This window comes from Rhodoferax koreense, assembly GCF_001955695.1.
GTDB lineage: Bacteria > Pseudomonadota > Gammaproteobacteria > Burkholderiales > Burkholderiaceae_C > Rhodoferax_B > Rhodoferax_B koreensis.
Genome location: NZ_CP019236.1, coordinates 5,358,588 through 5,376,490 on the forward strand (window position 1 = coordinate 5,358,588; position 17,903 = coordinate 5,376,490).

The 17,903-nt window shown below is 66.1% G+C and carries 21 protein-coding genes and 1 tRNA gene; 16 read left to right on the top strand and 6 right to left on the bottom strand.

What is annotated here, in order from left to right; translation table 11 throughout:
• Positions 1–87 precede the first annotated feature (87 nt).
• Positions 88–444 carry a RidA family protein gene (locus tag RD110_RS24800; RefSeq protein WP_076205637.1) on the top strand — a complete coding sequence of 119 codons (357 nt, stop codon included), beginning with the start codon at positions 88–90 and terminating at the stop codon, positions 442–444.
• Positions 445–471: 27 nt separating this feature from the next.
• On the opposite strand, the gene RD110_RS24805 is transcribed toward RD110_RS24800, so the two are convergent.
• Positions 472–1,032, bottom strand: coding sequence for a pseudouridine synthase (locus RD110_RS24805; protein ID WP_076205640.1), 561 nt, complete (start codon positions 1,030–1,032; stop codon positions 472–474).
• Positions 1,033–1,283: 251 nt separating this feature from the next.
• Between RD110_RS24805 and RD110_RS24810 the strand changes: the two genes are divergently transcribed.
• The 8 genes from RD110_RS24810 (at position 1,284) to yfiB (ending at position 8,268) form a co-directional block, all read left to right on the top strand.
• Positions 1,284–2,273, top strand: coding sequence for a sialic acid TRAP transporter substrate-binding protein SiaP (locus RD110_RS24810; RefSeq protein WP_076203168.1), 990 nt, complete (start codon positions 1,284–1,286; stop codon positions 2,271–2,273).
• Entirely contained in the window at positions 2,270–2,800 is a 531-nt protein-coding gene (locus tag RD110_RS24815) for a TRAP transporter small permease (protein WP_157900320.1), read from the top strand. Before RD110_RS24810 ends, RD110_RS24815 begins: the two co-directional genes overlap by 4 nt.
• Positions 2,797–4,083: a TRAP transporter large permease gene (locus RD110_RS24820; protein WP_076203169.1), complete on the top strand. Its 1,287-nt coding sequence runs from the start codon at positions 2,797–2,799 to the stop codon at positions 4,081–4,083. Before RD110_RS24815 ends, RD110_RS24820 begins: the two co-directional genes overlap by 4 nt.
• Positions 4,084–4,108: 25 nt before the next feature.
• Complete coding sequence (locus RD110_RS24825; RefSeq protein WP_076203171.1) at positions 4,109–5,005, top strand: N-acetylneuraminate lyase; 897 nt, start codon at positions 4,109–4,111, stop codon at positions 5,003–5,005.
• 130 nt (positions 5,006–5,135) lie between these two features.
• Positions 5,136–5,621, top strand: coding sequence for an Lrp/AsnC ligand binding domain-containing protein (locus tag RD110_RS24830; RefSeq protein WP_076203172.1), 486 nt, complete (start codon positions 5,136–5,138; stop codon positions 5,619–5,621).
• Between the two features lie 117 nt (positions 5,622–5,738).
• Positions 5,739–6,416, top strand: a complete 678-nt coding sequence (gene yfiR, locus RD110_RS28190; RefSeq protein ID WP_204250005.1) for a regulatory sequestration protein YfiR — start codon at positions 5,739–5,741, stop codon at positions 6,414–6,416.
• Positions 6,413–7,702, top strand: coding sequence for a diguanylate cyclase DgcN/YfiN (gene dgcN, locus RD110_RS24840; RefSeq protein WP_076203175.1), 1,290 nt, complete (start codon positions 6,413–6,415; stop codon positions 7,700–7,702). The genes yfiR and dgcN overlap by 4 nt, the downstream gene beginning before the upstream one ends.
• A gap of 56 nt (positions 7,703–7,758) precedes the next feature.
• Positions 7,759–8,268: an outer membrane lipoprotein YfiB gene (gene yfiB / locus RD110_RS24845; RefSeq protein WP_076203177.1), complete on the top strand. Its 510-nt coding sequence runs from the start codon at positions 7,759–7,761 to the stop codon at positions 8,266–8,268.
• Position 8,269: 1 nt separating this feature from the next.
• Here yfiB and RD110_RS24850 read toward each other — a convergent pair whose 3' ends face one another.
• Positions 8,270–8,989, bottom strand: a complete 720-nt coding sequence (locus tag RD110_RS24850; protein ID WP_076203178.1) for a YggS family pyridoxal phosphate-dependent enzyme — start codon at positions 8,987–8,989, stop codon at positions 8,270–8,272.
• Between the two features lie 35 nt (positions 8,990–9,024).
• On the opposite strand from RD110_RS24850, the gene RD110_RS24855 reads away from it, so the two are divergent.
• The 4 genes from RD110_RS24855 (at position 9,025) to RD110_RS24870 (ending at position 12,991) form a co-directional block, all read left to right on the top strand.
• Positions 9,025–10,068 carry a type IV pilus twitching motility protein PilT gene (locus RD110_RS24855; RefSeq protein WP_076203180.1) on the top strand — a complete coding sequence of 348 codons (1,044 nt, stop codon included), beginning with the start codon at positions 9,025–9,027 and terminating at the stop codon, positions 10,066–10,068.
• Positions 10,069–10,108: 40 nt separating this feature from the next.
• Positions 10,109–10,741: a cyclic nucleotide-binding domain-containing protein gene (locus RD110_RS24860; RefSeq protein ID WP_076203182.1), complete on the top strand. Its 633-nt coding sequence runs from the start codon at positions 10,109–10,111 to the stop codon at positions 10,739–10,741.
• A gap of 17 nt (positions 10,742–10,758) precedes the next feature.
• A complete protein-coding gene (locus RD110_RS24865; RefSeq protein WP_076203185.1) occupies positions 10,759–11,895 on the top strand; it encodes a PilT/PilU family type 4a pilus ATPase in 1,137 nt (378 codons plus the stop codon).
• Between the two features lie 181 nt (positions 11,896–12,076).
• Positions 12,077–12,991 (top strand): NAD(P)-dependent oxidoreductase, encoded by a 915-nt coding sequence (locus RD110_RS24870; protein ID WP_076203188.1) that lies wholly within the window; start codon positions 12,077–12,079, stop codon positions 12,989–12,991.
• 43 nt (positions 12,992–13,034) lie between these two features.
• Here the strand turns inward: RD110_RS24870 and RD110_RS24875 are convergent, their stop codons facing one another.
• From RD110_RS24875 to RD110_RS24885, 3 genes are all read right to left on the bottom strand, one after another.
• Positions 13,035–13,664, bottom strand: a complete 630-nt coding sequence (locus RD110_RS24875; protein ID WP_076203191.1) for a BON domain-containing protein — start codon at positions 13,662–13,664, stop codon at positions 13,035–13,037.
• Complete coding sequence (locus RD110_RS24880) at positions 13,661–14,260, bottom strand: phosphoheptose isomerase (RefSeq protein WP_076203193.1); 600 nt, start codon at positions 14,258–14,260, stop codon at positions 13,661–13,663. The genes RD110_RS24875 and RD110_RS24880 overlap by 4 nt, the downstream gene beginning before the upstream one ends.
• A gap of 86 nt (positions 14,261–14,346) precedes the next feature.
• Complete coding sequence (locus RD110_RS24885; protein ID WP_076203196.1) at positions 14,347–14,742, bottom strand: YraN family protein; 396 nt, start codon at positions 14,740–14,742, stop codon at positions 14,347–14,349.
• A gap of 85 nt (positions 14,743–14,827) precedes the next feature.
• On the opposite strand from RD110_RS24885, the gene rsmI reads away from it, so the two are divergent.
• Positions 14,828–15,748 carry a 16S rRNA (cytidine(1402)-2'-O)-methyltransferase gene (gene rsmI / locus RD110_RS24890; RefSeq protein ID WP_076203198.1) on the top strand — a complete coding sequence of 307 codons (921 nt, stop codon included), beginning with the start codon at positions 14,828–14,830 and terminating at the stop codon, positions 15,746–15,748.
• A 13-nt stretch (positions 15,749–15,761) separates the two neighbouring features.
• Here rsmI and RD110_RS27635 read toward each other — a convergent pair whose 3' ends face one another.
• Positions 15,762–16,946, bottom strand: coding sequence for an NAD(P)/FAD-dependent oxidoreductase (locus RD110_RS27635; RefSeq protein WP_076203201.1), 1,185 nt, complete (start codon positions 16,944–16,946; stop codon positions 15,762–15,764).
• Positions 16,947–17,099: 153 nt separating this feature from the next.
• Here RD110_RS27635 and RD110_RS28195 point away from each other — a divergent pair, with 153 nt between their 5' ends.
• Positions 17,100–17,771 carry a helix-turn-helix domain-containing protein gene (locus tag RD110_RS28195; RefSeq protein ID WP_076203204.1) on the top strand — a complete coding sequence of 224 codons (672 nt, stop codon included), beginning with the start codon at positions 17,100–17,102 and terminating at the stop codon, positions 17,769–17,771.
• Between the two features lie 45 nt (positions 17,772–17,816).
• A tRNA-Arg gene (locus tag RD110_RS24905) sits at positions 17,817–17,892 on the top strand.
• Positions 17,893–17,903: the final 11 nt, after the last annotated feature.

Below are 17,903 nucleotides of genomic sequence, written 5' to 3' on the forward strand. Positions count from 1 at the left end.
GGCCATGGGATGCGCGCCGCGCAGGAAGCGGGCCACGCAACCTGCGTATCATCCCGTGTTCTTTCAACCTTGCAAGCTTTCAACACCATGACCATCCAACGCATCGAAACCGGCCCCCGCATGTCCCAGGCCGTCGTCCACGGCAACACCATCTACCTGGCCGGCCAGTGCGCTGACGCCGGTGCCGCCCCGGACGTGACGGCCCAGACCGCCACCGTGCTGGCCAAGATCGACAAGCTGCTGGCCGCCGCCGGCAGCGACAAGTCGCAGATCCTCAGCGCCACCATCTGGCTCACCGACATGGACACCTTCGGCGACATGAACAAGGCCTGGGAAGCCTGGGCATCGGCCGGCCATACGCCCGCCCGCGCCACCGTGCTCAGCCCCCGCCTGGCCGCGCCCGAGTTCAAGGTCGAAATCGGCGTGATCGCCGCCAAGCCTTAAGAAATCGGGAGCGCCACATCCGCGTCGCTACACGCGGATTTCGCGCCACTCCCCGGGCTGCAGGCCGCCGAGCGCATAGTCGCCGATCTGCACCCGGATCAGCCGCAAGGTCGGCAGGCCCACCGCCGCGGTCATGCGCCGCACCTGGCGGTTGCGGCCCTCGTAGATGCGAATCTCCAGCCACGAAGTCGGCAGGCTCAATCGATAACGCACCGGCGGCGTGCGTGCCCAGACCTCGGGCGGTGCAATGGCTTCGGCCATGGCCGGCAGCGTCAACCCATCTTTGAGCATCACCCCTTGGCGCAGCGCCTGTAGCGCCGCCGCATCCGCGATGCCGTCCACCTGCACGCGGTAGGTCTTGAACTGCTTGCGTCTCGGCTGGGTGATGCGTGCGTTCAGCGCGCCATCGTCGGTCAACAGCAGCAGACCTTCCGAATCCCGGTCGAGACGGCCGGCCACGCGCAGGCTGGGGTCGTGGATGAATTGCGCCAGCGTCGAGCGGTCGCCGTCCGGACGGAACTGGGTCAACACGTCGAAGGGCTTGTTGAAGAGGATGACTTTGGCCATGGACTTGGGGCGCGGCAACATGGCGCCCTCAGCGCATTGTCGCCGCGCAGCCTGCGCCAGGCTTGCCGCCGGCGCGCCGTGGGACTGGCCGGCGAACAGTACCAAGGCGAAGGCGGGTTTCTCCCTAGCGTTTTCAGGGGAATTTTCGCTAGATTACTGACATGTTAGCCATGGATCACCTGACAGGTGAAGGGCTGGCTCATCCGCGTGCGCAGGCGGCCCTCGACCCGGGGCGGCGAGCCACGACAGAAAACCCAGAAAGGCCGAGACAAATGCACACCACCTCCAAACGCCAATTCCTGGCCAGCGCCGCCGCCATGGCCGCCGGACTCGCCAGCCCCGCGCTGCTGCGCGCGCAACCCGTCACCATCCGCTGGGGCGAGTCGCTGGCCACCTCCCACCCGCAGGTGCAGATGGCCGAGCGCGTGGCCAAGGAGGTCAAGGAGAAATCCGGCGGCCGCATCGACATCCAGGTGTTCCCGAACAGCCAACTCGGCTCAGGCAAGGACATGATCGAGGCCGTGTCGGCCGGCGCGCTGCAGATGACCACCGACGGCGCGGGTGCACTTGGCGCCTTCCTGCCGCAACTCTCCGTGGTGGAGGCGCCCTTCCTGTGGCGCGACGCGGCGCACATGGCCAAGGCCGCGGGCACCCCGCTCTTCGCCAAGCTCAACGACGACCTGACGGCCAAGCGCAACATGCGCATGCTCAACATCACCTATTACGGCAAGCGCCACCTCACCGCCAACAAGCCCGTGCGCACGCCGGCCGACATGGCCGGCTTCAAGCTGCGCGTGCCGCCGGTGGACACCTTCCGTGCCATGGCCGAGGCCTGGGGTGCGCGCGCCACGCCGATCGCCTTCGGCGAGCTGTACCTGGCCTTGAGCCAGGGCGCGGTGGACGGCCAGGAGAACCCGCTGCCCACCATCCAGAGCGGCAAGTTCTACGAGGTGCAGAAGGTGCTGGTGCTGACTGAACACATCATCACGCCACGCATGGTGATCGTGAACGAAGCCTTCTGGAAGGGCCTGAAACCGGTCGACCGCGACATCCTGCAGGCGGCGCTGGCCGCCGGCGCGGCCTGGCAGGACAAGGAATTGCTGAGCCAGGAGGCGGCGCTGGTCGGCACCTTCAAGACGGCCGGCATGACCATCATCGAACCCGACCTCGCGGCCTGGCGCAAACCGGTGCTCGACAAGGTGCCCGCGATGTTCGCCGAGAAATGGGGCAAGGGCACCTTCGAATCGCTGCTGGCGCTATGAGCGCTGTGCCGATCGCGAACCCGCTCGCTGCGGATGCGCCGACCGTGAGGCCGACGACGTTCGACCGCGCGCTCCAGTGGCTGGCCGGGTGTTTCGTGGTGGTGTTGCTGGGTGTCGTGACTGCCGGCATCGTCTCGCGCGCAGCCGGCCATCCGTTGAGCTGGACCGACGAGGGCAGCTGCTTCCTGATGATCTGGCTCGCCTGCCTGGGCTGGATGATCGCCACCCGGCGCAACGCCCACATCCGCATCCGTTTCTTCCAGGACAAGCTGCCGGCGCAACCGTGGCGGTGGACCGAGGCCGTGATCCAGATCGGCATGGCGGTGTTCGGTGGCGTGATTGCCTGGTACAGCGTGCACTTGGTGCGCACCAATGCCGACATCGAAGCACTCGCACTGCCGCTGTCCAACGCCTGGATGTACGCACCCATGGTGCCGGCCGGCCTGATGACGATGGTGCAGGCACTGATGGACCTCGCACGGCAGATCAAGGGCACGGCTCCCAGAAGCAAGGTGATCGCGCCATGACCAGCCTGATGCTGAAGATTTCCAGTGGCTGGCTGTTCACCATCCTCTGCGGCCTGCCGCTGTTCGCCTCGATGGGCCTGGCCGCGCTGGCCTTCCTTTGGCTCGGCGGCATGCCGGTCACGGTGCTGCCGCAGAAGATGGCCGGCTCGATGAACTCGTTCCCGATCATCGCCGCGCCGCTGTTCGTGCTGATGGGCAACATCCTCGGCGCCGCCCGGCTGACCGACCGTATCGTCGAATTCGCCAGCACGGTGATCGGCTGGGTGCGCGGCGGTTACGCCCATGCCAGCATCCTGACCAGCATGATCTTCGCGGGCATGGTGGGCTCGGCCGTGGCGGACGCGGCCGGTTCAGGCGCGATCGAGATCCGCGCCATGAAGAACGCGGGCTACAAGCCCGAGACGGCCGCCGCCATCACCGCCGCCGCAGCCACCATTGGCCCGATCATTCCGCCATCGCTGCCGATGGTGATCTACGGCGTGACCGCCGACGTGTCGATTGGCAAGCTGTTCATGGCCGGCGTGGTGCCGGGCATCCTGATGGGGCTGTCGCTGATGGTGATGGTCGGCTTCGTGGCGCGCCGCGAAGGCATGGCGAAGAAGCCGTTCGCCGGCTTCCGCGCCATCGGCCGGGCCTTCCTCAACGGCTTCTTCGCGCTGATGACGCCGGTGGTGATCCTGGGCGGCATGTTCAGCGGCCTGGTCACACCCACCGAGGCCGCCGCCGTGGCCTGCCTGTATGCGCTGTTCCTGGGCTTCGTGGTGTACCGCACGCTCGAAGTGAAGCAACTCGGCCCCATCCTGATCGACACCGCCGAGACCACCGGCCTTGTGCTGGTGCTGGTGATGGCGGCCAGCGCGCTCGGCTGGTGCGTGTCGATCTCGCGGCTGCCGCAGACGCTCACGCCGCTGATCGTGGGCACGATCCAGAGCCCCGTCGCCTTCCTGCTGATGGCCAACGTGCTGATGCTGGTGGTCGGCTGCTTCATGGAGGCGCTGGCGGCCATGCTGATCCTGATTCCGATCCTCGTCCCGGCGGCCATCCAATACGGCATCGATCCGGTGCAGTTCGGCGTGATCATGGTGCTGAACCTGATCCTGGGCACCATCCATCCGCCCATCGGCGTGGTCCTGTTCGTCGTCACGCGCATCGCCAACATCAGTTTCGAGACCATGTCGCGCGCCATCCTGCCGTGGCTGATCCCGCTCTTGGTGGTGCTGATCGCGATCTCGCTCTGGTCGCCGCTGACCATGTGGCTGCCGCACCTGATGCACGGCCAGTGATTCAACCTTTTACTCGCTCACCGACATGTCTGAAACCCAGCGTCCCGCGCACGCCCTGGGCGGCGTTTACTCCGCCCTGATCACACCTTTCCACGCCGACGGCCGGCTGAACCTCGACCAACTCGCGCCGTTGGCCGAATTCGAGCTCGCGCAGGGGCTGCATGGTTTCTATGTCGGCGGCAGCACCGGCGAGGCCTTCCTGCAGACCGCCGACGAGCGCGTGGCGGTGCTGAAAGCCTTCGCGCGTGCCGTGCAAGGTCGTGCCAGGCTGATTGCCCACGTCGGCGCCATCGCCACCGACGAGGCGATCCATCTCGCCCACGCCGCAGCCGATGCGGGCTACGACGCGATCTCCGCGATACCGCCGTTCTATTACGACTTCTCGGCGGCCGAAGTGCTGGCGCACTACCAGGCGCTGGCCGACGCCACGCCCTTGCCACTGGTCGTCTACAACTTTCCGGCCAAGTCGGCCCGCCCGCTGAGCACCGCGGACCTGCTGACCCTGCTCGCCCATCCGAAGATCATCGGCGTCAAGCACACATCCCAGAACCTGTACCAGCTCGAACGGCTCAAGACCGCCGCGCCGGACGCGGTGATCTACAACGGCTTCGACGAAATGTTCGCCGGCGGCATGGCCATGGGCGCGGACGGCGGCATCGGCACCACCTTCAACGTGATGGGCCGCATCTTCGTCGAGATGTACGAAGCCCTGCGCCGCGGGGACCTGCCGCGCGCGCAGCGGCTGCAGACGCGCGCCAACGCGGTGATCGACGTGTTGATCGACATTGGCGTCTTCCCCGGCACCAAGGCCATGCTGAAACTGCTGGGCCAGGACTGCGGCCCATGCCGGCGCCCATTCGCCACGCTGTCGGCCTCGCAGATGGCGAAAGTGGAACACGTGGTGGCCACGCACCTGCGTTAGACCCGGCGGCCTGCGGCCGGCCGCATGAAGTGTGGGGAAAAGTAACTCACCGGGAATAAGGGTCTGACTGAGCAATTCCCAGGCGATTTCTGGCCATAATTTGTCTCACCCACAGAACGTGTGTACGACAATGATTGCCAGCCCCTCCCCCATACCAGAGATTGACCGGCTCGACCGGCGTATTCTCGATGTGTTGCAGCGGGACGGCAGAACTTCCAACCTGAAGCTCGCCGAGGCCGTGGCGTTGTCGCCCACGGCTGTGCTGGCGCGCGTACAGCGGCTCACGCGCGACGGCTACATCCTCGGCTACGAGGCAAGGCTCAATCCGCTGCAGCTCGGGGCGGCGATGATGGTTTTCGTGGAGGTATTGCTGGACCGCACCACCCCCAATGTGTTCGAAGCCTTCAAGGCCGCCGTGCAGGTGCATCCCGAAATCATGGAATGCCACATGGTGGCCGGCGGCTTCGACTACCTGCTCAAGACCCGGATGGCCGACATGCCGGCCTACCGGCATTTCGCCGGCACCGTGCTGTGGCAATTGCCCGGCGTGCGCGAGACCCGCACCTATGCCGTGATGGAGGAGGTGAAGAACTCCACTCATTTGTCCTTGTTTTGAAATGATTCCGCGCGGTGTGCGTTATCACCGAAAGCGCGGAACGGTTGAAGAATGCACCCGGATTGTCCCGAACATCTGCCAAAAACTTGGTTGGCGCTCCGAGCGGCGGTCCATACCATGCGGCGCACCCTTGCAAACCGTCATCCATCCCTGGCGCTTCTTCCTATGTCGTTGATTTTTCTCGACTTTTTCCGCCGTCTCGCGCAACGCTGCGCGGGTCACCTGATCCTGTGCGCATGCTTGTGCACACCCGCGCTCGCCCAGTCAGCGTCGGATGCCGCTGCGTCCATGCCGGCCCGGGACCATCGCGACACGGTCGATATGGCACTTTCGGGACAGGAAAGGCTGAGCGTGGCGGACACCGTGCGCGGCATCCTGAGTTATGCCCGCTGGCCGGACGAATCGCACGTCTTGCGCCTGTGCATCACCGGCCAGGGTGCGCACGGCGAAAGCCTGCTGACCCAGGGCATCGCGCCGCTGAACCAACGCGCCGTGACCACGCTGCGTGTGCCGGTGGATGCCGACGTCGTCGCACAGTGCGACGCCCTCTACGTCGGTGAACTCGACGAGGGCAGCTGGCGCAACCTTTTCGCCCATATCTCCGGCAAGCCCGTACTGACCGTCTGTGAGCGGTCGCCGATCTGCATGATCGGCGGCATGTTCTGCCTGGACGTGAATACCACGGCCTCGACCGTGCCCTTCGAAGTCAATCTGGATTCGGTGGCCCGCAGCGGCGTACGTGTCAATCCGCAGGTACTGCGTCTCGGCCGCCGCGCGGTCAAGAACTCCTCATGAAGACCGGCGCAGACCCTCTTCCTCCGTTGGTCGACCGGCCGCCGACAACGCTGCTGCTGACGCTGCGGCGGGCCCATGTGCGCGTGGCGGCCGTCATGCTTTTTGCGGTCGGCACGTCACTGATGATTGCCGCACTCCTGGCGCTGCGCACCTCGGCCGAACACAACCTGCAACTGGTGGCGCGTTCCGTTGCCTATACGGCGGAGGCAGCCGTGGTGTTTCGCGACGAAGGTGCGATTGCCGAAGCGCTCGAGTTGATCGGCCGGCAGGAATCGCTGGCCAGCGCCGCCATCGTCGACGCCACCGGCGCGGTGCTCGGCCGGTACGTGCGGCCTCGAAGCACGACCCTCGACCGTTTTGGCGACCGCCTGGCCAACCTCCTGCTTGCGCAGCCAACCACGTCGGACATTGTCTACCAGGGGCACGCCATCGGCCACGTCCAGTTGCAAGGCGATGGTGCTGGCTTCGTTCGCTTCATCTTCACCGGATTGCTCGGCCTGCTCGGTTGCCTGGCGCTGGGCAGTGTTGCCGTGTGGCAGCTTTCACGCCGCAGCTACCGCGAGATCCTGCAGCCCGTCAAGGAATTGATCACCATGACGCACGCCGCGCGGGCCGAACCCAACACCTCGCGCCGCGCGCCGCGTTCGCACATCGCGGAATTCGACAAGTTGGGCGAAGATTTCAACGCGCTGCTCGGCGAAATCGAAGCGCAGCAGGCCCAATTGCACCAGGAGAACAAATCGCTGTCGCACTTGGCCAACCACGACAGCCTGACGGGCCTGCCGAACCGCGCCTATTTCCGCCGCCGGCTCTCCAGGGTGCTGCAGGACGCCCAGACCCAGGGCTCCAGCATCGGCGTGTTGTACCTGGACAACGACCATTTCAAATCCGTCAACGACCAGTATGGCCACGCCACCGGAGACGCCCTGCTGATCGAGGTGGCGCAGCGCATCCGCGCCCAGTTGCGCGAAGGCGATGTGGTGGCCCGGCTCGGCGGCGACGAATTCGCGGTGCTGCTCGCGCCGCTGCACAACTCCGACGACGCGGTGCGCATCGCCGACAAGATCCTGGCCAGCATGGCCACGCCCATGCCCACCCGCTTCAACGAACGCATCGTGCCTTCGGTGAGCATCGGCATCGCCATCTACCCGCTGCATGGCAGCAGTTCCGAACAATTGCTACGCGCCGCGGACCGTGCGATGTACCAGGTGAAGGCCGGACAGCGTGGTCATAAGCACATTTTCAGTTTTGACGATGACGCCAATTTCCTGAAGGAAAATAATTGATGCCTTCCTCGCCACCGACCTCCGCGAAACCCATCGGCATGTCCCTCCACTCACCCATGTCCGCTCCTCGACGCCAGTTCGCTTTGCTGGCGGGCCTTGCCGTCCTGGGCCTGGCCGGCTGTCAGACACCGCCCCCTGCTGCAGCGCCCGTGCCCATCGATGCCAAAGCCCACCGCGTCGCCGAATTGAAGCGGCTCGGCTTCGTGCAGTCCGACGACGGCTGGGAATATTCGTTTCCCGGCAAGATCCTTTTCGACACCGCATCCGATGCGCTCGATCCGGCCAGCCAGACCGCAGCCGACCGCATCGGCGAGGCGCTGCTGAAGCTCGGCGTGGACCATCTACGCGTCGAAGGCCATACCGACAATGTCGGCTCCGCGGCCTTCAATCAGACCTTGTCGCTGCGACGCGCCGAGGCCGTGGCCAGGGCCCTCGCCGCCAAGGGCTTGCCGCTCAACCTCATGGAAGTGCGTGGACTGGGCAAGGACAAGCCCATCGTCGACAACAACACCCCCGAAAACCGCCTGCAGAACCGCCGCGTGGCGGTGATCGTGCCGAACCAGTGATTCACCCGGGCCGGCGCGCGGGCGGACGCCCGCCGAAGATCGCCGAGCCGACCCGCACCATCGTACTGCCCGCCAGGATCGCCGCCTCCAGGTCGCCCGTCATGCCCATCGACAAGGTGTCGAACCGGGCCATCCCCGGGTCCCCTCCCCCCGCAGCGGCCACCGTATCGAACAGGGCCCGGCTGCGCTGGTGCACGGCCAACGCGCTGGCAAAGTCAGGTTGCGGCTCGGGAATCGTCATCAGGCCACGCAGTTGCAGCCGCGGCAGGCGCGCCACCTGCAGCGCCAGGGCCTGCACCTCTTCCGGCGCCAGCCCCGACTTGTTGGGCCCGCCGTCGATGTTCACCTGCAGGCAGATCTGCAGCGGCGGCAACGCCGGCGACCGCTGGTCGCTCAGGCGCTGTGCCAGGCGAAGGCTGGCCACGGTGTGGGCCCAGTCGAAATGTTCGGCGACGAGCCGGCTCTTGTTGCTCTGGATCGGGCCGATGCAGTGCCAGGTCAGCGGCAAATCCCGCAGCGCGGCGATCTTTTCCACGGCTTCCTGCAGGTAGTTCTCGCCGAACGCGGTCTGTCCGGCGGCATAGGCCTCGCGCACGGCCCCGGCATCGAAGGTTTTGGACACGGCCAGCAGGGAAACGCTGCCGATATCGCGGCCGGCCTGGGCGCAGGCTGTGGCGATCCTTTCACGGACGCCTTGGAGATCGTTACCAATGGTAGTCATAATCAGCCCAAGCCTACCAAATCACCGAGGGATCCGTGGATATCACCCAACTGCTCGCTTTCAGCGTCAAGAATAAGGCCTCCGACCTCCACCTTTCCGCTGGCCTGCCGCCGATGATCCGCGTGCACGGCGACGTGCGCCGCATCAATGTGGAGCCGCTCGATCACAAGACGGTGCATGCCATGGTCTACGACATCATGAGCGACAGCCAGCGCAAGAGCTACGAGGAATTCCTCGAGGTCGATTTCTCGTTCGAGATCGAAGGTCTGGCGCGCTTCCGGGTGAACGCGTTCAACCACAACCGCGGCGCGGGTGCCGTGCTGCGGACGATTCCTTCCAAGATCCTCACGCTGGAACAGCTCAACGCGCCGAAGATCTTCGGCGACCTGGCGCTCAAGCCACGCGGCATGGTGCTGGTGACCGGCCCGACCGGTTCGGGCAAGTCGACCACGCTGGCCGCCATGGTCAACTACCTCAACGAAACCGAATACGGCCACATCCTCACGGTGGAAGACCCGATCGAGTTCGTGCACGAATCGAAGAAATGCCTGATCAACCAGCGCGAGGTCGGCCCGCACACGCTGAGCTTCGCCGCCGCGCTGAAATCGGCGCTGCGCGAGGATCCGGACGCGATCCTGGTCGGCGAAATGCGCGACCTGGAGACGATCCGCCTGGCGATGACCGCCGCAGAAACCGGCCACCTCGTGTTTGGCACGCTGCACACCTCCAGCGCGGCCAAGACCATCGACCGGATCATCGACGTGTTCCCGGCCGAAGAAAAAGAAATGATCCGTGCGATGCTGTCCGAATCGCTGCAGGCGGTGATTTCGCAGACGCTGTGCAAGACCAAGGACGGCCAGGGCCGCGTGGCCGCGCACGAGATCATGCTCGGCACCAGCGCTATCCGCAATTTGATCCGCGAAGCCAAGGTGGCGCAGATGTATTCGTCGATCCAGACCGGCAACAGCGTGGGCATGCAGACGCTGGACCAGAACCTGACGGACCTGGTGCGGCGCAACATCATCAGCCCCGCGGAAGCCCGCGGCAAGGCCAAGATCCCCGAAAACTTCCCGGGCTGAACCCGATGCCATCGATGAAGACACTGCTCTGGAGTGCCGCATGAAGGGATTGCTGGACTTCCTCCGCCCCAAGCCGGCGCACCGTGGCGGGGACGCACCGACCGACTCCGTGCTGTTCACCACCGCCTTCAATGGCCAGGGCATCGACCCGTCGATGATGGTGCCATGGGAGGCGCGTGCCGTGGAAGTGGGCGCGCGGCGCATGTCCTCCAGCGCCGGGGTGAAGCTGCTGCAGACCCTGTGGGCCAAGGACAAGAACATGGAACTGCTCGACGCGGGGTCGATCGAGCGCATGGAACGCTTCTTCTATTTCGCCACCGTGCCCGGCGGGCGCGACCTGATCCGCCAGGGTGAATACGGCAACTTCATGATCGTGCTGCTCAAGGGCACGATCGCGGTGGACCGGCTGCAGCCCTGGGGCGAGCATCTGCGTCTGGCCGAGACCAAGCCGGGCGACATCCTCGGCGAGATGTCGCTGCTCGACAGCGGCATCCGTTTCTCCGCCTGCACCACACTGGACGACTGCGAAATCGCCGCGCTCAGCGCCGAATCGATGGACGACATGATGAATGCCGACCCACGGCTCGCCGCTGCGCTGATCGCCCTGCTGGCGCGCAAACTGTCGCTGCGCCTGCGCGCCGTCAGTGCGCGCTTCAGCGACCGGCCCAATTGACCTTCTAGGACCGCATCATGGAACGAGACCAGGCCAGCAAATTCATCAACGACCTGCTCAAGCTGATGGTGAGCCGTGGTGGCAGCGACCTGTTCATCACCTCCGAGTTTCCGCCCGGCATCAAGGTCGATGGCAAGGTCACCAAGGTCTCGCCGCAGCCGCTGAACGCGGCCCACACGCTGGCACTGGCGCGGGCCATCATGAGCGACAAGCAGGCGGCCGAGTTCGAACGCACCAAGGAGTGCAACTTCGCGATTTCCCCCGCCGGTATCGGCCGCTTCCGGGTCAATGCCTTCGTGCAGCAGGGCAAGGTCGGCATGGTGCTGCGCGTCATCCCGCTCACGCTGCCCACCATTGACGGCCTCGGCGTTCCGCAGATCCTGAAGGACGTGGTGATGACCAAACGCGGCCTGTGCATCCTGGTGGGCGCCACCGGCTCGGGCAAGTCGACCACGCTGGCGGCCATGGTCGACTGGCGCAACGACAACTCCTACGGCCACATCATCACCATCGAAGACCCTATCGAGTTCGTGCATCCGCACAAGAACTGCGTGGTGACGCAGCGCGAGGTCGGCCTGGACACCGACAGCTGGGAGAACGCGCTGAAGAACACCCTGCGCCAGGCGCCCGACGTGATCCTGATGGGCGAGATCCGCGACCGTGAAACCATGGAACACGCGGTGCAGTTCGCCGAAACCGGCCACCTGTGTCTGGCGACACTGCACGCCAACAACGCCAACCAGGCGCTGGACCGCATCATCAATTTCTTCCCCGAGGAACGCCGCGCGCAGCTGCTGATGGACCTGTCGCTGAACCTCAAGTCCATCGTCTCGCAACGCCTGGTGCCCAAGCAGGACGGCAAGGGCCGCGCCGCGGCGGTGGAGATCCTGCTCAACACGCCGCTGATCTCCGACCTGATCTTCAAGGGCGAAGTCGCCGAAATCAGGGACATCATGAAGAAGAGCCGCAACCTGGGCATGCAGACTTTCGACCAGGCGCTGTTCGACGCGTTCGAGAACAACGTCATCACCTACGAAGACGCCCTGCGCAACGCGGATTCGCTCAACGACCTGCGGCTGCAGATCAAGCTCAACAGCCAGCGCGCCAAGACGCAGGACCTGGCCTCGGGGACGGAGCATTTCGCTATAGTTTGACTCACCCCCAGGTTGCGCGCACTTCGTGTCGCGCGCCCACCCCTCCTTCGACAAGCTCAGGACAGGCTTGCAGGGGGCAAACCCAACGGCCCGGCGGAGCCGGTTCCGTGGGTTTTCTGGAAGAATACCGGCGTACCCGTTCGAGCTGATGGCTCTTTTCAATCGTTCATCTCACACACCCATGTCCAGCACCAACCCAAAAACCTACGAATCCGTTCCCTCGCGCAAAGTCGCCTTCCTGGGCCTGGGCGTGATGGGTTATCCCATGGCCGGACACCTGGCGCTGGCGGGGCACGAGGTCACGGTCTACAACCGAACTGCTGCGAAATCAATAGCATGGTGCGCCGAATACGCGGGCACGAGCGACCCAAAACATGCTGAAACGCCGCGCCTGGCCGCGACCGGCGCCGACATCGTGTTCTGCTGTGTCGGCAACGACGACGACCTGCGTTCGGTCACGCTGGGCGCGGATGGCGCCTTCGCCGGCATGCAACCCGGGGCGATCTTCGTGGACCACACCACGGCTTCGGCCGACGTGGCGCGTGAACTCGCCGCCGCCGCCAAGACGCTCGGCCTGCAATTCGTCGATGCGCCGGTCTCCGGCGGCCAGGCCGGCGCCCAGAACGGCGTGCTCACGGTGATGTGCGGCGGCGAACAGGCGGCTTTCGACGCGGTGGCGCCCACCGCCAGCGCCTTCTCGCGCGCCTTCGCGCGCATGGGTGACAGCGGTGCGGGCCAGTTGGCCAAGATGGTCAACCAGATCTGCATCGCCGGCCTGGTCCAGGGCCTCAGCGAAGCCGTGGCCTTCGGCATGAAGGCCGGCCTGGACATGCCGCAGGTGCTCGACGTGATCGGCAAGGGCGCGGCGCAAAGCTGGCAGATGGACAACCGCGGCAAGACCATGGTCGCGGGCAAGTTCGACTTCGGCTTTGCCGTGGACTGGATGCGCAAAGACCTGGGGCTCGTGCTCGACGAGGCCAAGCGCAACGGCGCGCGCCTGCCGGTGACGGCCCTGGTCGACCAGTTCTACGCCGACGTGCAGCAAGCCGGCGGCCGACGCTGGGACACCTCCAGCCTCATCACGCGGCTCAAATGAAAAACAGGCCCTTGGGCCCGTTGGCTATTTCGCCGCCGTGCGCTCAGGGCGCTGGCGGCTTGGTCGAGATGCTCTGCACTTCCTGGTCGCTCAGGATTTCGAAAACCCGCACCACCTTCTGCACACCGCTGACGCTGCGCGCCAGGTCGGAAATACGCGTGGCTTCGCGCTGGGTCACGCGGCCCATCAGGTAGACCGTGCCGCGTTCGGTCACCACCTTCACGGTGTTGGCCTGCACATCCTTCGCATCGACCAGCGTGGCCTTGACCTTGCCGGTGATGTAGCTGTCGTTCGAGCGCTGCACCAGCGTCGAGGTGCCGAGCACGGCCAGTTCATTGACCACCGAGCGCACGTTTTCGACCTTGGAAACGAGTTCGGCAATGCGCTGCTGCTGCTCCGCCGTGGGCACCTCGCCGGTCAACAGCACCTGGCGGTTGTAGCTGGTCACGTTGACATGCGCACGGTCCCCGAAGTTCTCGCTGATGCGGTTGTTGGCGCGCAGTTCGATGCCTTCGTCTTCCAGCTGGGTGCCAGAGGTGCGGCGGTCCGTGGCCACCATCGCGCCGCCGACGGCCGCGCCGCCGACAACGACCGGAAAACAGCCGGACAGCCCGCCGGCCAAAGCCGCAGCAGCGAGCACAGTCAAGGTCAGACGGATCGTGGTTTTCTTCATGTAGGTACCTCCTGCTCTCCGAGCAATTGCGAATCGACGCCGTCACACAGGCAATGCAGCACCAACAGGTGCACTTCCTGGATGCGGGCGGTGCGGTCGTGGGGCACACAGATGTGCACGTCGGTCTCGCGCAGGGCCGCGCCCATCTTGCCGCCGCCCTTGCCGGTGAGTGCCACCACGGTCATCTCGCGCTGGTGCGCGGCTTCGACCGCGGCCAGCACATTGGCCGAGTTGCCGCTGGTGGAAATGGCCAGCAGCACGTCGCCGGGCAGGCCCAGCGCGCGCACCTGCTTGGAAAAGATGACGTTGAAATCGTAGTCGTTGCCGATGGCGGTGATGATCGAGCTGTCGGTGGTCAGCGCGATGGCGCCGAGCTCGGGCCGTTCGCGCTCGAAGCGGCCGACGAACTCGGCCGCGAAATGCTGCGCATCGGCCGCCGAGCCGCCATTGCCGCAGGCCAGCACCTTGCCGCCACTGGTGACGCACGCCAGCATCGCCTGCACGCCCGCCGCAATCGGCTTGCTCAGGGGCTGCGCGGCCTGGTATTTCAGGTCGGCGCTGTCGATGAAGTGTTGTTGAATGCGTTGCTCGATCATGGTCGCCGATGATAACCGTGTGGATATCGACCCCATCTGGGGGCGGGAAACCAAAAGTAAAGGCCCTCGCCCACACGCCGGCGCTATCAAAATGCTTCGAAAGCCGCCTTCAGCCACTCGATGCGGCCGGCTTCGAGCAACACCACGTCGAAGCGGCAGGGCGGCGGCGTGCGCAGGCGCAGCAGGTAGAGGTTTGCGGCGAACACGATGCGTCGGCGCTTGGTGGCGCCGATGCTGGCGGCCGCGCCACCGTGGCTGGCCGATGCGCGCCGGCGCACCTCGACGAACACCAGCGTCCCGTCGGCATCGCGCATCACCAGGTCGATTTCGCCGCCGCCGCGCCCGGGCGTCCGATAATTGCGCTCCAGCAGCCGCAGGCCGTTGGCGACGAGGTGCCGCAGGGCCAGGTCTTCGGCGGCGTCGCCAGCCTGCTTGGTGGTCGGCGACGCGGCAGCGGCGCCCTTGGGTTTGAACAGCTGCATCCGCGGCCTCGGCTCATCCTTCGTTGATCTTCGTTGATCTTCGTTGATCGTCCTGCCTTTTTCATCCACCGTTGACGGAGTTCAGTTGAGCGCTTCTTTCACATCCGCCCTGCGGGCCGCCGCCGACGTCGCCTCCGCGCAGCATTATCCGCCTGGCACCCTGTACGTGGTAGCCACGCCGATCGGCAACCTGGCCGACACCACATTGCGCGCGCTGCATGTGCTCGGCCTGGCCGATGCGGTGGCCTGCGAGGACACGCGCCACACCCAGGCGCTGCTGCGCGCCTACGGCATCGACAAGGCGCCGGCGCAACTGCTGGCCGTGCACCAGCACAACGAAAGCCAGGCCGCCGAAGCCGTGATCGCGCGGCTGCGCCAGGGCCAGCGCGTGGCCTATGCGAGCGATGCCGGCACGCCGGCCATCAGCGACCCCGGTGCGCGCCTGGTGGCCGCCGCGCGCGCCGCGGGCTGCAGCGTGGTGCCGCTGCCGGGTGCGAGCAGCGTCACCGCCGCATTGAGCGTGGCCGGCATCGTGGAGGACACGGGTTTCGTCTTCGCCGGCTTCCTGCCGAGCAAGGCGGCCGAGCGCCAGACGGCCGTGCTGGCCTTGCTGGCCGAAGCACGGGCTGTGGTGCTGCTGGAAGCCCCTCACCGCATCGAGGCCCTGGCGCGCGCGCTGGCCGGCCTGGGCGAGCGCCCGGTGACGCTGTGCCGCGAGCTGACGAAGCAGTTCGAGGAAGTCGCCACCGTGGCCGCCAGCGGCCTGGCCGACTGGCTGGGTGCACAGGCCTCGCGCACACGCGGGGAATTCGTGGTGGTGGTGCATCCGGCGGCACCCTCGGAAGCCGCACCCGCCGATCTGCGCGTGTTGCAGTTGCTGTTGGCAGAGCTACCGCTGAAGACCGCCGTCAAGCTTGCGGCCGAGATCACCGGCCAGCCCCGCAATGTGCTGTACCCGGCAGCCCTTGCGCTCAGGCCGCCAAGCGAGGACGGCGAGGAAGACTGAGCGAGCCTGGAGTTCAGGCGATCGTCTTCTGCAGCACCTTGCGCGCGGCCATGTGGTCCACCGGCGAGTTCAGCGATTCGATCGCACGCAGTTCGCCGTTTTCGGAATGCAGCACCGACAGGCTGCCCGGCTTGGTGCCGGGCTGGCGCGAACTCTGGTACTCGGGCCGCCACAGGCCGGTGACCTGCAGCCGCAGATCGCCTTGATCAGACCAGAACCAGGGCATGGACGCATAGGCCCTGGCCGGCTGGCCGCACAGCCGCGCCGCCACGGCGCGCGCCTGTTCGTTGGCGTTCTGCACCGACTCCAGCCGTACCGGCTGCTGCCACAGCGCATAGTGGAACGAAGCGCAGTCACCGATGGCGCTGATGGCGGGATCCGAAGTCACGAGCGCCGTGTCGACCACCACGCCGTCGTCGCAGGTCAGGCCCGCCGCCACCGCCAGCGCCGTCGAGGGCTCGGCGCCGATGCCGACCAGCAACACGTCGGCCAGCAGGGTCTCGCCGGGCAGTTGCACGCCGATGAAACGGCCGTTCTCGCGCGCGTCCCACAGCACTTCCTGCACCGACTGGCTCAGCCGCAGGTCCAGACCGTTGTCGCGGTGCGCCTGCAGCAGATGGGTGGCCATTTCGGGCGACAGGGTCCGCGCCAGCAGCCTCGGCGCGGCCTCGAGCACCGTCACCTGTTTGCCCAGGCCGTGCAGCGTGGCGGCCAGTTCCAGCCCGATGAAGCCGCCACCCAGCACCAGCGCGCGCTGCACCGCGGGCAAAGCCGCGCGCAAAGCCAGCGCGTCGTCGAAGGTGCGCAGGTAGAACACCCCCGGCGCGCCCAGCGGCACACCCGGCAGCAACCGCGGGCCCGCGCCGGTGGCCAGCACCAGGTGATCGTAGGCCAGGTCTTCCAGGGGCTTGCCATTGGCGTCCTGCAGCGCCAGGGTCTTCGCGGCGCGGTCGATGGCCGTCACCGTGGTGGACAGCCGCAGCGTGATGCCGGCCTCTTCGTAGAACGCGGCCGCACGCAGGGCCGGCAACACGGCCACCTCGTCCTTCACCAGGGCCTTCGACAGCGGCGGCCGGTGGTAGGGCACGTGCGCCTCGCTGCTCACCAAGGTCATCTGCCCGCTGAACTGCCCGTCGACCAGCGACGCGCACAACTGGGCGGCCGCATGCCCGCCTCCCACAATCACGATCCGGCTCATGTTTTTCCTAGAAGTAAACCCGGGCCTGACGGAAAACTGGCTTCCGCGCCCCGCCCGGGCCAAACTGCGATGATAAAACCCCGCGAGATCCCTGGCTGCGTGCCGAATACACTTCGTCATGACCGTGCCCGCCGACTTCCCTGAAAGACCCCCATGACGATTTCCGCCAAGACACTTTCCGCCATCCAGGCCGCCGGCCAGGCCATCGATACCGCCCGCGCCGAACTCGCCGCCGCCACGCAGGACCATGCGGACCTGGTGATGCAGGCCGTCGCGACCAACCCTTTCGGCGCCGAAAACGACCATCTGTTCAACCGCTGGAAAGCCATCGCCCGCATCTCGCAATCGGTGCAGGACATGGAAGCCCAGTGCAAGGTCGTGTTCCACGCTGCGGCCGAACTGGCCATGCACACGGCATCGGAAGGCGACAATCCGGCGCCGATGCGCAAGGGCAAACCTTCGCTGATCGGCCAGAGCACCATCGACCTCGCACCGAGCGACGTGGTGGCCAAGCCGCAGCGCGCAGCGAAAAAGGCATCCAGGAAGACCGCCGTGGCAAAGGCCGGAAACAAAGCCGGTAACAAGGTCGGTAACAAGGTCGGTAAAGCGAAAACACGCACGCCGCGCCCGCTCAAGGGCAACGCCGCCCTCGTGCTCGAACATTTGCGTGGCTTGCTCGACACGAAAAGCTTTACCCGTGTGACGCAGAGCGACATCGCCAGCGGCGCGGGCATTCCGAACGGCTCGATCGGCGCGGCCCTGAAGCAGCTCACCGACAAGGGCCTGCTCAGCGAAGGCGACAGGGGGCACTACAAACTCGCCTGAGGCCGGCCGAAACGCACGGGTCGAGCGGCTACAATCCGCGCTGTTGCGGCTGTAGCTCAGTGGATAGAGTATTGGCCTCCGAAGCCAAGGGTCGTGGGTTCGATCCCCGCCAGCCGCACCACTTCACATCCA

Excerpts from the sequence above, each read along its gene's own strand:
- RD110_RS24810 (WP_076203168.1), top strand. The coding sequence starts at position 1,284 with ATGCACACCACCTCCAAACGCCAATTCCTGGCCAGCGCCGCCGCCATG.
- RD110_RS24875 (WP_076203191.1), bottom strand. The coding sequence starts at position 13,664 with ATGAAGAAAACCACGATCCGTCTGACCTTGACTGTGCTCGCTGCTGCG.
- yfiR (WP_204250005.1), top strand. The coding sequence starts at position 5,739 with ATGCGGCGCACCCTTGCAAACCGTCATCCATCCCTGGCGCTTCTTCCT.
- RD110_RS24800 (WP_076205637.1), top strand. The coding sequence starts at position 88 with ATGACCATCCAACGCATCGAAACCGGCCCCCGCATGTCCCAGGCCGTC.
- yfiB (WP_076203177.1), top strand. The coding sequence starts at position 7,759 with ATGTCCGCTCCTCGACGCCAGTTCGCTTTGCTGGCGGGCCTTGCCGTC.
- RD110_RS28195 (WP_076203204.1), top strand. The coding sequence starts at position 17,100 with ATGACGATTTCCGCCAAGACACTTTCCGCCATCCAGGCCGCCGGCCAG.
- RD110_RS24815 (WP_157900320.1), top strand. The coding sequence starts at position 2,270 with ATGAGCGCTGTGCCGATCGCGAACCCGCTCGCTGCGGATGCGCCGACC.
- RD110_RS27635 (WP_076203201.1), bottom strand. The coding sequence starts at position 16,946 with ATGAGCCGGATCGTGATTGTGGGAGGCGGGCATGCGGCCGCCCAGTTG.
- RD110_RS24830 (WP_076203172.1), top strand. The coding sequence starts at position 5,136 with ATGATTGCCAGCCCCTCCCCCATACCAGAGATTGACCGGCTCGACCGG.
- RD110_RS24820 (WP_076203169.1), top strand. The coding sequence starts at position 2,797 with ATGACCAGCCTGATGCTGAAGATTTCCAGTGGCTGGCTGTTCACCATC.
- RD110_RS24825 (WP_076203171.1), top strand. The coding sequence starts at position 4,109 with ATGTCTGAAACCCAGCGTCCCGCGCACGCCCTGGGCGGCGTTTACTCC.
- RD110_RS24865 (WP_076203185.1), top strand. The coding sequence starts at position 10,759 with ATGGAACGAGACCAGGCCAGCAAATTCATCAACGACCTGCTCAAGCTG.
- RD110_RS24850 (WP_076203178.1), bottom strand. The coding sequence starts at position 8,989 with ATGACTACCATTGGTAACGATCTCCAAGGCGTCCGTGAAAGGATCGCC.
- RD110_RS24885 (WP_076203196.1), bottom strand. The coding sequence starts at position 14,742 with ATGCAGCTGTTCAAACCCAAGGGCGCCGCTGCCGCGTCGCCGACCACC.
- RD110_RS24805 (WP_076205640.1), bottom strand. The coding sequence starts at position 1,032 with ATGTTGCCGCGCCCCAAGTCCATGGCCAAAGTCATCCTCTTCAACAAG.
- RD110_RS24880 (WP_076203193.1), bottom strand. The coding sequence starts at position 14,260 with ATGATCGAGCAACGCATTCAACAACACTTCATCGACAGCGCCGACCTG.
- RD110_RS24870 (WP_076203188.1), top strand. The coding sequence starts at position 12,077 with ATGTCCAGCACCAACCCAAAAACCTACGAATCCGTTCCCTCGCGCAAA.
- dgcN (WP_076203175.1), top strand. The coding sequence starts at position 6,413 with ATGAAGACCGGCGCAGACCCTCTTCCTCCGTTGGTCGACCGGCCGCCG.
- RD110_RS24860 (WP_076203182.1), top strand. The coding sequence starts at position 10,109 with ATGAAGGGATTGCTGGACTTCCTCCGCCCCAAGCCGGCGCACCGTGGC.